Source organism: Paeniglutamicibacter sp. NPDC091659 (genome assembly GCF_044756805.1).
Lineage (GTDB): Bacteria > Actinomycetota > Actinomycetes > Actinomycetales > Micrococcaceae > Paeniglutamicibacter.
The window spans coordinates 632655-645685 of sequence record NZ_JBIVTO010000001.1; the positions used below are offsets into that span (position 1 = coordinate 632655).

The 13031-nt window shown below is 65.0% G+C and carries 13 protein-coding genes; 6 read left to right on the forward strand and 7 right to left on the reverse strand.

What is annotated here, in order from left to right:
- Positions 1-27 precede the first annotated feature (27 nt).
- From ACIQLF_RS02855 to ACIQLF_RS02875, 5 genes are read left to right on the forward strand one after another with little or no spacing between them, the layout of a single operon-like run.
- Positions 28-1005 (forward strand): ABC transporter ATP-binding protein, encoded by a 978-nt coding sequence (locus tag ACIQLF_RS02855; protein ID WP_400294109.1) that lies wholly within the window; start codon positions 28-30, stop codon positions 1003-1005.
- Positions 1002-1757, forward strand: a complete 756-nt coding sequence (locus tag ACIQLF_RS02860) for an ABC transporter permease (RefSeq protein ID WP_400294111.1) — start codon at positions 1002-1004, stop codon at positions 1755-1757. Before ACIQLF_RS02855 ends, ACIQLF_RS02860 begins: the two co-directional genes overlap by 4 nt.
- Entirely contained in the window at positions 1694-2848 is a 1155-nt protein-coding gene (locus tag ACIQLF_RS02865) for a sensor histidine kinase (protein ID WP_400294113.1), read from the forward strand. Before ACIQLF_RS02860 ends, ACIQLF_RS02865 begins: the two co-directional genes overlap by 64 nt.
- Positions 2845-3480 (forward strand): response regulator transcription factor, encoded by a 636-nt coding sequence (locus ACIQLF_RS02870; RefSeq protein WP_400294115.1) that lies wholly within the window; start codon positions 2845-2847, stop codon positions 3478-3480. Before ACIQLF_RS02865 ends, ACIQLF_RS02870 begins: the two co-directional genes overlap by 4 nt.
- Positions 3481-3535: 55 nt before the next feature.
- Positions 3536-4210 carry a metal-dependent transcriptional regulator gene (locus ACIQLF_RS02875; protein ID WP_400294117.1) on the forward strand — a complete coding sequence of 225 codons (675 nt, stop codon included), beginning with the start codon at positions 3536-3538 and terminating at the stop codon, positions 4208-4210.
- 28 nt (positions 4211-4238) lie between these two features.
- Here the strand turns inward: ACIQLF_RS02875 and ACIQLF_RS02880 are convergent, their stop codons facing one another.
- The gene (locus tag ACIQLF_RS02880; RefSeq protein ID WP_400294119.1) at positions 4239-5186 is read right to left on the reverse strand and encodes a GlxA family transcriptional regulator; all 948 of its coding nucleotides are present in this window, start codon (positions 5184-5186) and stop codon (positions 4239-4241) included.
- Positions 5187-5295: 109 nt separating this feature from the next.
- Between ACIQLF_RS02880 and ACIQLF_RS02885 the strand changes: the two genes are divergently transcribed.
- Positions 5296-5943: a cysteine hydrolase family protein gene (locus ACIQLF_RS02885; protein WP_400294121.1), complete on the forward strand. Its 648-nt coding sequence runs from the start codon at positions 5296-5298 to the stop codon at positions 5941-5943.
- 207 nt (positions 5944-6150) lie between these two features.
- Here the strand turns inward: ACIQLF_RS02885 and ACIQLF_RS02890 are convergent, their stop codons facing one another.
- The 6 genes from ACIQLF_RS02890 to ACIQLF_RS02915 all read right to left on the reverse strand — a co-directional run bounded on the left by ACIQLF_RS02890 (position 6151) and on the right by ACIQLF_RS02915 (position 12972).
- A complete protein-coding gene (locus ACIQLF_RS02890) occupies positions 6151-7041 on the reverse strand; it encodes a metal ABC transporter permease (protein WP_400294123.1) in 891 nt (296 codons plus the stop codon).
- A complete protein-coding gene (locus tag ACIQLF_RS02895; protein WP_400294125.1) occupies positions 7038-7781 on the reverse strand; it encodes a metal ABC transporter ATP-binding protein in 744 nt (247 codons plus the stop codon). The genes ACIQLF_RS02890 and ACIQLF_RS02895 overlap by 4 nt, the downstream gene beginning before the upstream one ends.
- Entirely contained in the window at positions 7778-8740 is a 963-nt protein-coding gene (locus ACIQLF_RS02900) for a metal ABC transporter substrate-binding protein (protein WP_400294127.1), read from the reverse strand. Before ACIQLF_RS02900 ends, ACIQLF_RS02895 begins: the two co-directional genes overlap by 4 nt.
- A gap of 292 nt (positions 8741-9032) precedes the next feature.
- A complete protein-coding gene (locus ACIQLF_RS02905; RefSeq protein ID WP_400294129.1) occupies positions 9033-10190 on the reverse strand; it encodes a C45 family autoproteolytic acyltransferase/hydolase in 1158 nt (385 codons plus the stop codon).
- Complete coding sequence (locus tag ACIQLF_RS02910; protein ID WP_400294131.1) at positions 10187-11107, reverse strand: polysaccharide deacetylase; 921 nt, start codon at positions 11105-11107, stop codon at positions 10187-10189. The genes ACIQLF_RS02905 and ACIQLF_RS02910 overlap by 4 nt, the downstream gene beginning before the upstream one ends.
- Positions 11108-11196: 89 nt before the next feature.
- Positions 11197-12972: an ABC transporter substrate-binding protein gene (locus ACIQLF_RS02915; RefSeq protein ID WP_400294133.1), complete on the reverse strand. Its 1776-nt coding sequence runs from the start codon at positions 12970-12972 to the stop codon at positions 11197-11199.
- Positions 12973-13031: the final 59 nt, after the last annotated feature.

The following is a 13031-nucleotide window of genomic DNA, read 5'->3' on the forward strand; positions in this document are numbered from 1 at the left end:
GGCACCCAAGACCAGAAGACTATGGGTATGAGCGAGAGAAGCGAGCAAAACACGTTGGCGGCACCAAGGCGTTCCTCCGCACCGGACGCCGAAGAAGGGTGTGCACTGCAATTGCGGGGGGTGCGCAAGACGTTCCGCACGGCCCATGGGCCGGTGGAAGCCGTTGCCGGAATCGACCTGGATGTGGGCACCGGCGAGATCGTCGCGTTCCTCGGGCCCAACGGGGCCGGCAAGACCACGAGCATTGACATGATGCTCGGTCTCACCGAACCCACCGCCGGTCTCATTTCCGTTTTTGGCAAGAGCCCTCGTGCCGCCGTGGAAGCAGGGGAAATATCCGCGGTGCTGCAAACCGGTGGGCTGCTGCGCGATCTCAGCGTGCGGGAGACCGTCACCGCCATCGCCGCACTTCACCGCGCCAAGGACCGCATCGACGAGGTCATGGAGCGGACAAACATCGTGTCATTGGCCCGGCGCAAGGTCTCCAAATGCTCGGGCGGAGAACAGCAGCGCCTGAAGTTCGCGCTGGCCCTGCTGCCTGATCCACGATTGCTGATCCTCGACGAACCCACGGCGGGAATGGATGTTGCCGCGCGCCACGCGTTCTGGGACACCATGCGCGAGGACGCGGTGCAGGGCCGCACCGTCCTGTTTGCCACCCACTATCTGGAGGAGGCGCAGGACTTCGCCGATCGCACGGTGCTGATCGGTGCGGGAAGGGTCCTTGCGGACGGGCCGACCAGTGAGCTGCGGGCCATGACCGGTGGCCGCACGGTCAGCGCCACACTGCCCGCGGAACTCTCCATGGAAAGAGCGCGTGCGGCGCTGGAAACATTGCCGAACGTGGGCTCGGTTCAGCTACGGGGCCGCCGGGTCTCGGTGACAGGGCCGGCATCGGATGCCGCGGCCTTGATGCTGCTCTCCAAGTTCGGCGCCGAAGACCTTGAAATCACGACCCCTACCCTCGAATCCGCCTTCGTGGCACTGACCGGAGCGCACCGATGAATCCCACCTATGTACGCATTGAACTATTCCGCCAATCCCGTGACATCGGAAACATCATGTTCTCGGTCTGCATGCCGGCGGTCATGTACCTGCTCTTCGGCAACATGTTCGGCGGCGGGGACCAGCCAGCCGGAAACGGCAACGTGAAGTTCTACGTCATGGCTTCCATGGCAGCCTACGGTGCGGCGGTTGCGACCACCTCCATCGCGGGAACCGCGGCCACCGAATCCATGCTCGGCTGGGGCCGGCAGATTGCCTTGACCCCCATGAAGCCCTCGGGGTTCGTCGCATCCAAGCTCACCGTCTCGCTGATCGTTGCGGGAGTGAGCGCCGCAGCCGTTTTTGTGATCGGTGCCGCCACGGGATCCCGGGCCGACGAGCCGTGGATCTGGGTGGCCAGCTTCCTGATCGTCGTGTTGGGTTCCGGGGTCTTCGCGCTCTATGGCATGGGCATCGGACTGAGCTTCAAGTCGGAGACGGCCATCGGTGTGGCCAGCGGCGGCATTGTGTTCTTCTCGTTCTTCGGAAACGTGTTCATGCCCCTGAGCGGGACCATGCTGGACATCGCCCGGTTCACCCCCATGTACGGCTACGCCGGGCTGGTGAGGTACCCGCTGACCGAGGGCGCCAGTGCATCCGTTGGCGGGGCGGTCGATTCGATGGGGATGCTTGTCGCTAACCTTGTGGCATGGACTCTGATCTTCGCGGGCCTGGCGCTGTGGGCAGTGCGCCGTTCCCGGGCACGCCGGTGACAAGCCCGCACGTCGAACCGGATTCGTTCTGGCCTCGCTATGGATGGTTGCTGGCAGGGGTATGGGTAGTCTTCCTGATCTTCCCGGTCCTCTCCATTGCCCGGTCCGATTCGTTGGTGCCCGGCAAGCTGACCGGATATTTGTTGATAGCGGCTTTTGCTGCGATCTACCTGTGGTCGTTTCGTACCTACAGTTCGGAACTCGGCGTCAGCGCCGAAGGGATAATTGCTGCTCGGCTGCCCTTCGCCGCTCTGGTGCTGATTGCGGCTGGCCTGGGCCCGATCATCGGGCCCAACGTGATCAGTTTTGGGCCGTTCATCGTCTCCTACGCGGCCTACCTGCTCTCGGCACGAGCCATGTGGATCGTGAACGTTTTGGTTCTCGCACTGTCCACGGGCACTGTAGTGATTGTCGGGGAGGTGGCGCCTTTCATTTTCCTGCTCATTCTTCTGCCGGTCCTGATCGTGGTCAACGCCGTGGAAACGACGCTGATCAGGCGCAGCATCGCGGCGGACGACCTGCGCCTGGACTACGCGGTACTCACCGAACAGGACAGGATGGCCAGGGACGTGCACGACGTGCTGGGGCATTCGCTCACCGCCGTCGGGCTGAAAGCCGAGCTCGCCGAACGCCTGCTGGAATCCGACGTCGACGCGGCCCGCGCCGAACTGCGGCAAATCCGGGCGCTGACCGCCGAGGCCATGGACTCCATCCGTGCCACAGTGGGAGGGCTGCGCCGCACCACGTTGAGTGAGGAACTCCTCTCCGTGCGCGCTGTATTGAATGATGCACAAGTGAAGACGGTGTTGGTCGGCAACACTCATAGCGTGGATCCGGTGCGGTCGACCGTGCTGTCATGGATCCTGCGCGAGGCCGTCACCAACGTGCTGCGCCACGCGCACGCAACCACCTGCTGGATCCACATTTCGCCCGATGCACTGGGCGTTGAGGACGACGGGGATTCGCTGGCCGGACACCAGGAGGGACATGGCATGCGGGGCATGAGGGAGCGCGCCAAGCTTGCCGGGGCCCGTTGTGAGATCGGGGCCTCCGAACACGGGGGAACCAAGGTGAGCGTGCAATGGGGATGACAAACACGGCTGCCGGGTCCGCCGAACCCATCCGGGTGCTGCTGGCAGACGACCAGGCCCTGGTGCGAGGGGCGCTCGCCGCACTGCTGAACCTGGAGCCGGACATCGAGGTGGTCGCGCAGGCGGGCGACGGAACCACGGTGGTTGCGCTCGCCGAACTACACGGCGTCCAGGTGGCGCTGCTGGATGTCCAGATGCCGCTCATGGACGGGCTTGCCGCGGCGGCCGAACTGCGGGACCGGTTGCCGGGATGCAAGGTGCTCATGGTGACCACCTTTGACCGTCCCGGCTACCTGCGTGCCGCGTTCGAGGCCGGGGCCAGCGGATTCCTGGTGAAGGACACTCCCTCTTCCGAGCTTGCCGCGGCCGTGCGCCGGGTCCATGCCGGAGGGCAAGTGGTTGACCCGGGCCTTGCCGCCCAGTCCTTGATGGGTGGTGCCAACCCGTTGACCGAGCGCGAACGCGAGGTGCTCGCCCGGGCGCAGGGCGGGATGCCGGTGGCGCAGATTGCCGCCGCACTCTTCCTGAGCGTCGGGACGGTGCGCAACCACCTGTCCAACGCGATAGGCAAGACAGGTGCCGCCAACCGGATCGAGGCGGCGCACGTGGCCCACGAACGGGGCTGGATCTAGGCTTCGCCCCAGGGGCTGCCCGCACGCCGCCGATCCGATCTGTAGACTCGTATGCATGTCGGTTTCGGAGCTTTCGGTCAGTACGCAGAACTACCTGAAGGTCATCTGGGGTATCTCCGAATGGTCGGACGTTCCCGTGACCGCGACCGTCATTGCGCAGAAGACCGGGCTCAAGGTCTCGTCGGTTTCGGACGCCGTGCGGAAGATGACCACCCAGGGTTTGGTGAGCCACGCGCGCTACGGCGCCGTCGAACTGACCGACCTCGGCCGCAAGCACGCCCTGGACATGGTCCGGCGGCACCGGCTCCTGGAAACGTTCCTGGTCCAGGTCCTCGGCTACGACTGGGATCAGGTCCACGACGAGGCGGAGAACCTGGAACACGCCATTTCGGATTTCATGGTCGAACGCCTCGACGCATTCCTGCAGCACCCCACCCGCGACCCGCACGGCGACCCGATCCCGTCCGCGGACGGCGTGGTGGTACTGCCCGACGCGGTCCTGCTCAGCGACGTGGGACCGGGTCAGCGCGTCGTCGTGGAGCGGATTTCGGACGACGACCCGGTGCTCCTGAAGTTCCTCCACGCCCAGGGCGTCGTGCCGGGAGTCGCCTTGACGATCGTGGGGGCGACGCCGTTCTCTGACGCCGTGAGCCTGAACGTCGGCGAGGGCTCCACGCCCGTCAGCCTGGGCCGCCAGGCCACTGACGCGCTTTACGTGTCCCACGCCTAAGCCGCGGAACGCATCAGAGGCCACGCGCTCAGCGGCGGGTGAAACGGGAGCGGTACGAGGTCGGGGTCGTGGAGTAGGCGGCGAGGAAGTTCTGCCTGAATGTCACCGGGCTGCCGAAACCGCAGGACTCGGCAATGCGCGAGATGCTCCAGCTAGTGGTTTCCAGCAGCTGGCGGGCGTCGTCCAACCGCCGGCCGAGCACCCAGCGCGCCGGGGACAGCCCGGTGACCTCCTTGAACCTGCGCGTGAAGTTGCGCTTGCTCATGGTGGCGTGTGCCGCCATGGCCTCCACCTCGAGGTCCTGGTCCAGGTTCGCCAGGGCCCATTCGATGGTCTTGCCCAGCGGACCGTCCAGCTCGGGGTCCTGCAGCGGGCGGGCCACGTATTGCGCCTGGTCGCCCTCGCGGTGTGGGGCCACCACGATATGGCGGGCGACCGTGGCGGCTGCCGCCGATCCCAGGTGTGTGCGCACAATGTGCAGGCAGGCGTCCAGGGCGGAGGCCGTGCCGGCGGAGGTGAGCACGTCGCCGTGGTCGATGTAGAGGGCCGAATCATCGAATTTCACCGCAGGTGCCTTGGAAGCCATGGACTTGGCGGCCGCCCAATGCGTCACGGCCGTGCGGCCGTCGAGCACGCCGCTGCACGCCACCGGATAGGCACCCAGGCACAGGCCCGCGATCACGGATCCCCGGTCATGGGTCTGTCGGACTTGCCGAAGCAAGGCATCGGACGGCTCTGGTAAATCGGACAACCATGACGGGAACGCCACAAGGTCCGCGTCCAGGGTGATTTCCGGCCCGGACACCTCGCCAATCATGTACCCCTCGGCGCTGCGCACCGGCAGGCCGGACTCGGTGAACACGAGGGCCTCCCAGCCCTCGGCCAGGCCCAACCGGGACACCTCGCCGAACACGAGCAGCGGGGTTGCCAGATGGAACAAGGTCATGCCGTCGAAGGCGTGGACCGCGATCTTCACGTTGGCTCATTTCCATCGAAAGTATGCATATACGCCACTCACCCTACCTGTCGGGTCGCTGACATGGTGGAACCACCCACCAAGCAACAACCAATGAATGGAGCCGACCATGGCCGAATTGCGCCGCGCCCTCGTTGTCATCGACGTGCAGAACGACTACTTTGCCGATGGGGGGCCGCTGGAGATCCAGTACCCGGACCGCAACGAGTCCCTGGCCAACATCGCCCGGGCCATCGACCTCGCACAGCGGCAGGGGATGCCGATCGTCTCGGTGCAGCACGAGTACCCGGCCGGGGCGCCGGTGTTCGCCGAGGGGTCCGAGGGATGGGAGCTGCACCCGGAAATTTCCTCGCGCCGCACGGATTCGTGGAAGCACATCGTGAAGAACTACGCCAGCGTCTTCGCCGGCACCGATTTCGAGGCCTGGCTGCGCGAGAACGAGATCGACACCATCACCATCGTTGGCTACATGACCAACAATTGCGACCTGGCCACCGCCGCGGCGGCCGAACCGCTGGGCATTTCCGTGGAGCTGCTTTCGGATGCCAGCGGGGCGATCCACCTGGCCAACGAGGCCGGCTCGGTCGGCGCGCAGCAGCTGCACGAGACCCTGTTGGTCCTGTTGCACTCCAATTTCGCCGCCGTGGCCACCACGAACGACTGGGTGAATGCCGTTGAGGCCGGAACCGCGTTGCCGAAGGGCGATCTGGGCTCTTCCGCAGTGCAGGGACGGGCCGCCTTCGCGCCCGTCCGCTGAATCGGGCCAGCCGCCACGGGAATGGGGCGATGCGCTGAAAGCCGTGGGATGCAACCCGAACGTTCGGTTGCATCCCACGGCTTTCCGTTGTGGTCCAGACGGAGCCCGAAGGCCGTCTGCAAAGCGAGGGGCACGGTGGAAGCAGCCCGGCCGCTCTCCTAAGTACCAGCCCGCGGATGCGCCAGACATCGCGCATGGGCGAAGGTGCTAGCCGACCTGCGACGGTTCGGGTGACGCCGCGGCCCGGCGGCGCTTCGAGGCAGCGTATCGCTTGCCCAGCAACCCCTGGGTGGGGCTGAAGAGGTACACCAGGCCGAACACCGCGCCCTGGGTCAGCACGATCATGCCGCCGGAGGCCGTGTCCAGGTAGTAGCTCACATACAGGCCGACCACGGAGCAGGCGACGGAAATCGCGGGCGCGATCACCAGCATCCGGCCGAAGCGGTCGGTGAGCAGGTGGGCCGTGGCTCCCGGGATGATCAGCATGGCCACCACCAGGATGACGCCCACGGCCTGCAGCGCCACCACGGAGGTCAGGGCCAGCAGGCCCAGCAGCGCGGCGCCGATGATCTTGGGGTTCAGCCCGATCGCGTGCGCATGGGTCGGGTCGAAGGCGAAGAGCGTGAAGTCCTTCCGCTTGAACAGCAGGATGCCCAGCGCGATCGCACCCAGGATGACGATCTGCGTCAGCTCGGCCTTCGAGACCCCCAGCAGGTTCCCGAAGATGATGTGGCTCAGGTCGGTGTTCGAGGGCGTGACGGAGATCAGCACCAGGCCCAGGGCGAAGAGCGTGGAGAACACGATGCCGATGGCCGCGTCCTCCTTGATGCGGCTGGTGTCGCGGACCGCCCCGATCAAGGCCACGGCCAAGAAGCCAAAGAGCAGCGCGCCGATCGCGAACGGCACGCCGAGCACATAGGCCAGCACGACGCCCGGAAGCACCGCGTGGGACACGGCGTCCCCCATCAGCGACCAGCCGATCAGCACCAGCCAGCAGGAAAGCACGGCGCAGACGGCAGCGGCCGTCACGGCCGTGGCCAGCGCGTTCACCATGAAGTCGTAGCCCAGCGGCTCGACGATGAGGTCTATGAGGTTCATGCGTCGTTCTCGCTTCCCAGGACGTCCAGGCCGAAGGCCAGGGCGAGGTTTTCCGGCCGCAGCACGGTCTTCGGATCCCCGTGCATGAGCACCCGCTGCATGAGCAGCACGGCCTCGTCGGCCAGCGCCGGCAGGGCGTGCAGGTCGTGGGTGGAGACCAGGATGGCGGCGCCGTCCTTGGCCTGCTCGCGCAGCAGGCGCGTGATGGTGGCCTCGGAACGCTTGTCGACGCCCGCGAACGGCTCATCCAGCAACAGGATGTTGGCGTTCTGGGCGATGCCGCGGGCCACGAAGGCGCGCTTCTTCTGGCCGCCGGAGAGCTGCCCGATCTGCCGGTCCGCGTACCCGGTGAGTTCGACGCGTTCCAGGGCCTCGTCCACCGCCACGTGGTCGGAGCGCTTGGGGCGGCGGGTCCAGCCCATGCCCCCGTAGCGGCCCATCATGACGACGTCGCGCACCGAGACCGGGAAGGCCCAGTCGACGTCCTCGCTTTGCGGAACGTAGCCGATGGCCGCGGACTTGCGGGCCTGGGCCGGGGTCACGCCGTTGATGGTGACGGTGCCGCCGTCGGGCTTGACCAGGCCCATCATCGCCTTGAACAGCGTCGACTTCCCGGAGCCGTTCATGCCGATCAGGCCGCAGATCCGGCCGTGGTTCAGGGTGAGTTCCGCCCGGTCCAGGGCCAGCACGTCGCCGTAGCGCACCGTGACGTCCCTGACCGTGACGGCCCGGGCCGTCATGACGACTTCCCGGTGAGAGCCTCGAGGATCACCTTGGAATCATGACGGATGAGGTCGAGGTAGGTGGGGACGGGGCCGTCCGCCTCGGAGAGCGAATCGACGTACAGGACTCCGCCGAACTTGCTGCCGCTGGCCTGGACCACCTGCTGCATCGGGGCGTCGGAGACGGTCGACTCGCAGAACACCGCAGGCACCTGGTTTTCCTTCACGAACTCGATGGCGGACGCGATCTGCCGCGGGGTGGCCTGCTGCTCGGCGTTGACGGCCCAGATGTACTTTTCGGTCAGGTCGGCGTCGCGGGCCAGGTAGGAGAACGCCCCTTCGCAGGACACGATCGCCCGGTGGTTTGGTTCCAGGTCGGACAGCCCGGCGACGAGGTTGTCCTGGAGCTGCTTCAGTTCCAGGTTGTAGGCGCGGGCGTTCTCCGTGTAGACGGCGCTGTTCGCGGGATCAAGCTCGATGAAGGCATCGCGGATGTTCTCGACGTAGACCTGCACGTTGAGCGGGCTCATCCACGCGTGCGGGTTGGGCTTGCCGGCGTAGGAATCCTCGGTGATGTCGATGGGCTCGACGCCCTCGCTGACAACGGCATGCGGCACGTCGATTTCCTCGACGAACTGCGTGAACCAACCCTCGAGGTTCATGCCGTGGTCCAGGATCAGCTGGGCGCGGGAGGCCTTGGCAATGTCCTGAGGGGTCGGTTCATAGCCGTGGATCTCGGCCCCGACCTTGGTGATTGACTCGACCTGGAGCTTGTCGCCGGCGACGTTCTGGGCGATGTCGGCCAGCACGGTGAATGTGGTGAGCACGACGGGGCGGTCGGACTGGCCGCCTCCGGCCCCGGGGTTTGTGTCGGAGCAGGCGCTGAGCGAGGCGATGAGCGCGACGCTTGCCGCGCCGGCCAGTAGTCGGCGCAGCAACGTGGGCGTGGCTGCCTTGTGTCGGCGAGGATTCGTCATTGATGTCCTATGCGGCGTGGTGTAGTCGTTGCGCCGGGGGAGACCGGCGTAAAAGCAATGTTACGTCATGCCGTAGAAGAATGTACGTCTAGACGTAACTATTGCGTCGCGTGAAGAAACGACCGGCAAGCGGGCCTCCGGACGGGCCGGATTCGTGCCGAACCGGAGGGCTGTTCGGGAATCCTGGGTGACTAGGCAAGGCAAAAAACCGGAGCGTTCCCGCGTCGCCTCATGCAAGCGACGCGGGAACGCTCCGGCGTGGAAAAATTGCGGTGGTTGATAAGGCAGGTGGCTACGCCTTCACAAAGTTCGGCTGTAGGAAATCTGAATAGTCGACAGCCTTGCGGGGCACTTGGCAGGGGTTGCCCTCGGCCAGGTGCAGCACTCGCTTCTCCAGATCCATGACCACGGACATGACCGTCGACCATTGCGCAGAGGGGTCCGAACGCTCGTCCGGATGGCAGCAAATGGAACCCGGTGCGTCGGTGTGGTCGCGCAGCGCGTGGTCCAAGGCTCCGATGGTCACTGCCTGCGCGTTGATGCCGATCAGCTCGCGCAGCCGAGACAGGCGCACATAGGAGTCGGACATGGCCAGGGGAGCCAGGTCGAAGCCGCCGTCGATCGAATCCAGGAAGTGGTTGGTGTGGAAGGTCTTGCCGTGTTCGGCGACCTGCACGTTGATGTTGCGGGCATCCCCGGGAGCGGTCTCGATGTTCAGGATCGACCCGTCCGCGGCACCCACCACGTAGTTTCCGGAGGAGGCGCGCGGGTGCGAGGCCAACAGTTCGACGGCGTCAAACACATGTTCGCAATTGGCAAGCGCACGCAGCAATACATGGAACGGGACACCGGGGGTGGAGCCGTCGGAACTTGTCACCAGGGTGTTCACCGCCATGCCGATTCCGTGTTCGTTCATGACGGTCTTGGCCAACAACCCGGCCTCCACGATGGTGACGTAGTTGGGGCCGTCTTCGCGTTCGACCTCCAGCAGGATCACCGAATCGAAGCCGTGCACCAGCCAATCCCAGTTTTGTCCTACCAATGTGTGGCCCAAGGCCGTGTGCGTTGGGGCGATGGCAAATGACGAGCATTCCCCGAAGCCGCGCAGAGGGCTTCCGGGCCCCGTTGCCTTCCTGTGTGAGGCGACAAGCGCCTGCCAGAGGACCTCGGTGCGGCAGTTCATCGCCAAGATGTCCTCGAACGGCAGGTTCGAACCCTTGGCGATGCCTCGCATCTCTTCCCAGATGTCAGGAAACGAGCGCCGGATGGGTTCGGCATGGCCTTGTGCCTGCATTACCGCCTGGTCCCAGGAGAAGCCCTTGGTGGCAAAGGACCGTTCGTAGCCGTTGCGGGCGTGGTGCACCTGGGTGCGGGCGAGCGAACCGTATTGTTCCCCGCGTTCAAAGGGACCGCCGCTGACGCGGATTCGGGGAAAAGCTGCGGTTTTCATGCGCGGTAGTTCCTTCCGGAAATGTCGCCCTCGGCAATGTCCAATCTTGCATCGCCGACCACGGCGGAAACCAGATGGGCGGGCAAAGATGTTGGGGCCTCGGGCGCGGACAGCGCGCCGGTCGGCGATTTCCCGTCCACCAGCTTGGCCGTCTGCCGCACCGTACCGATCCAGGCGCCGGCGTTTTTCAGGCCGACAATGATTGATTCGAGCATGGCCAGGCGCGAGGGACGTCCGGAAATCATTGGATGGAAGGTAAGCATCACGTGCCCGCCGAGCGCGGCGATTCCGTCGATCTCCGGCTGCCACACCTCCAGCACCTCGCGCGTGGAGCGGATTGTCTTTTCCCAGGTGTCGTTGGCGAACCAGAAGTGCGGTGCATCGTCCAGGATCCAGGACACCGGAACCTCGACCAGGTCGTGGGTCGCATGGCGGTAGGGACGGATGTCATTGAGCAGGTTGGAGCTGTAGGCGAACCCGGCCTCCTCCAGCAGATCCAGGGTTTGGTCGGTGAACTCCCACGAGGGGGAACGGTAACCGACCACTTCGGCACCCAATGCCCGCAGCACCGCCAGCCCGTCGTAGAGTTCGGCACGCTCGGCCGCTGGGTGCAGCATGGTGGGGTTTGTGTGCGAATGGCCGTGGTGGGCGACTTCGTGGCCCGCGGCAAGGATCGACCGCACGGATTCGGGGTGGCGTAGCGCGTCCTTCCCGCAGATGAAGAAGGTTGCCTGCAACTCGTGCCTGGCCAGCAGGTCCAGGATCAGCGGCACGCCCACGCGCGGTCCGTAGGCGCCCTGGGAAAGTACGCCGGGACGGTATGCATTTGCCGGGTTCTCGCCGATCCAGACCTCTTCGGCATCGAAATCAAAGGTGATGCTTGCGCCGAATTTCTTGTTCTGTGGCCAGGGAGCCATGGTGCGTCCTCACTTCATAGGAACAGGGTTTCGTGCCTGGTTGTTTCGTGAAGATCATTGTGGCTTGGTGTGGGCCGTTACGTCATGGGTCAATTGACGTATCTATTGACCCATGACGGCCGGATGAACCGGGCGTTGGCGTACGGTTGCGGGTCGAGGCATCGATGCATTCCGCCCTGGATCTGGTAAATCAGCTGGGCCTGCCCAAGCGAGGGGTCCGCCGTCTGGTCCGGGTAGCTCAACGAGGTCTGGTGCCCGCGGGAGAACATGTAGCTACCGTTCACCCCGCGGTGACGGGTCGAACGCAGCGCCGCAAGAGTGGCTGCAAAGTCACGGCTTTCGGCCGATTGCCTCCACGCATTGGCCAGCAGGTGCACCAGATCGTAGCCCAGGCCCGCCTGCGAATGTCCGGGGGATACTGCAAAGCGCTGTTTGAACGCCTGCACGAAGTCCCCGGCCAATTCGTCGGCGTAAGTACCCGAAACCGTGGACCAGACCAAGCCCTCTGCGTGCGGTCCCACCAGTTTTTGGAAGACCGGGATGGAGGGCGCGTAGATGCAGTAAACCACAGCCCGGGAGCCTGCCTCCAGCAGCACCAAATGCATGAGGGCCATGGCTTTGGGTAGGAACTCGCTGATCACCACGACGGCCGGGTTATCGGAGACAATCCGGGCCGCCAACGCGGTGCGTTGCTCGGCTGCGTGAGGCATGACGGCGGACAGAGTGATCTGCCAGTCTTGGTCTCCCAGCGACGCAAGCGTTGCTTCGTCATCGATGCGACCCGCATCCGCGTCGGTCTGGATAAACGCAATCCGTCGCTCTGCCGCGGTTGGCTGTTCTCCGGGTGCCCGGGAAGCTGCGACCCGGACATCCAACAATTGCAGGAAGCGGAGCAATCCCGCCCCGTAGCTGGTCTCCGTTGGCACCGCCTGGAACACATTGGCAAAGCGTTCCGGGTTCGCGGAGCTTGAGATGACCTGCCGTTGCGAGGTCATGGTGTGCAGCACCGGGCAGCTGAATGCGGCTGCCTGCCCGAGTGCCGTTTCCTCGTCAAAAACGTAGGAGAGCATGACGGCATCCGGGTCCAAGTCGCGGATCACGTCGAAAGTCTGGATGATCCCGGTACCCGAGTAGATGTCCGCGTCGACCTCGATGGGTTGGATCGGACGGCCGCCGATTCCGCCCGCAGCATTGGCCTGCTCGACGGCGAGCAGTGCCCCGCGCAAAGATTGCTGGCCGTCGTCGGAAGCCGGGCCGCTCTTGGGGTAGGCCAGAACCAATCTGATGGGCGCGGCGCCCGAGACCTGCGCCGGCACGTCCCGTTCGCTCGGAGCCTCGGGGCTTCTTTCGAGCGCGGCAATGGACAGTGCGTGGCATTGGTCGGCGGGTGCGGGTAGAGGCATTTTCAGGCAGCCCTGCAGGGCTGCCTGCACGCTTGCAGCGGTCCTGCTTGCAGCCCCCATTTTCGCCAGAACTCGTTCGACTTGGGTGGAAACCGTTCGTGGGCTGGTGCTCAGGTGGCCAGCGATCTGTGGATTGGAGAGCCCCGCTGCCAGGAGCGTGAGAACCTCCAGCTCGCGGAAGGTCAATTTGTATGGAAGGGGAACGAGCTCAGCCTCAACGATGACCTTGGCTGCCGAACCATGATGGGTGTGTGTCAACCGCACGTGGATCAGGCGTCGCGTGCTGGGAAGTTCCAGGAAAAACACGACGGAATCAAGGTGGCTGCGGCGCATGGCCCGGGCGTAGTCGATGATCCTGGTGGTGCTGAACAATTCGCTGGCCAACGAGGAGCCAGCTACCGGGGCAACCTCTGCCGTCCCTTCGACAAGAATGCGAAGGGGCCAACGAGGAGTCAGTGCCATGGCACGTTCCGGGCCGGTCTCATACGCTCGTGCACGATTTTCCTTGTCGTTTCTGGATC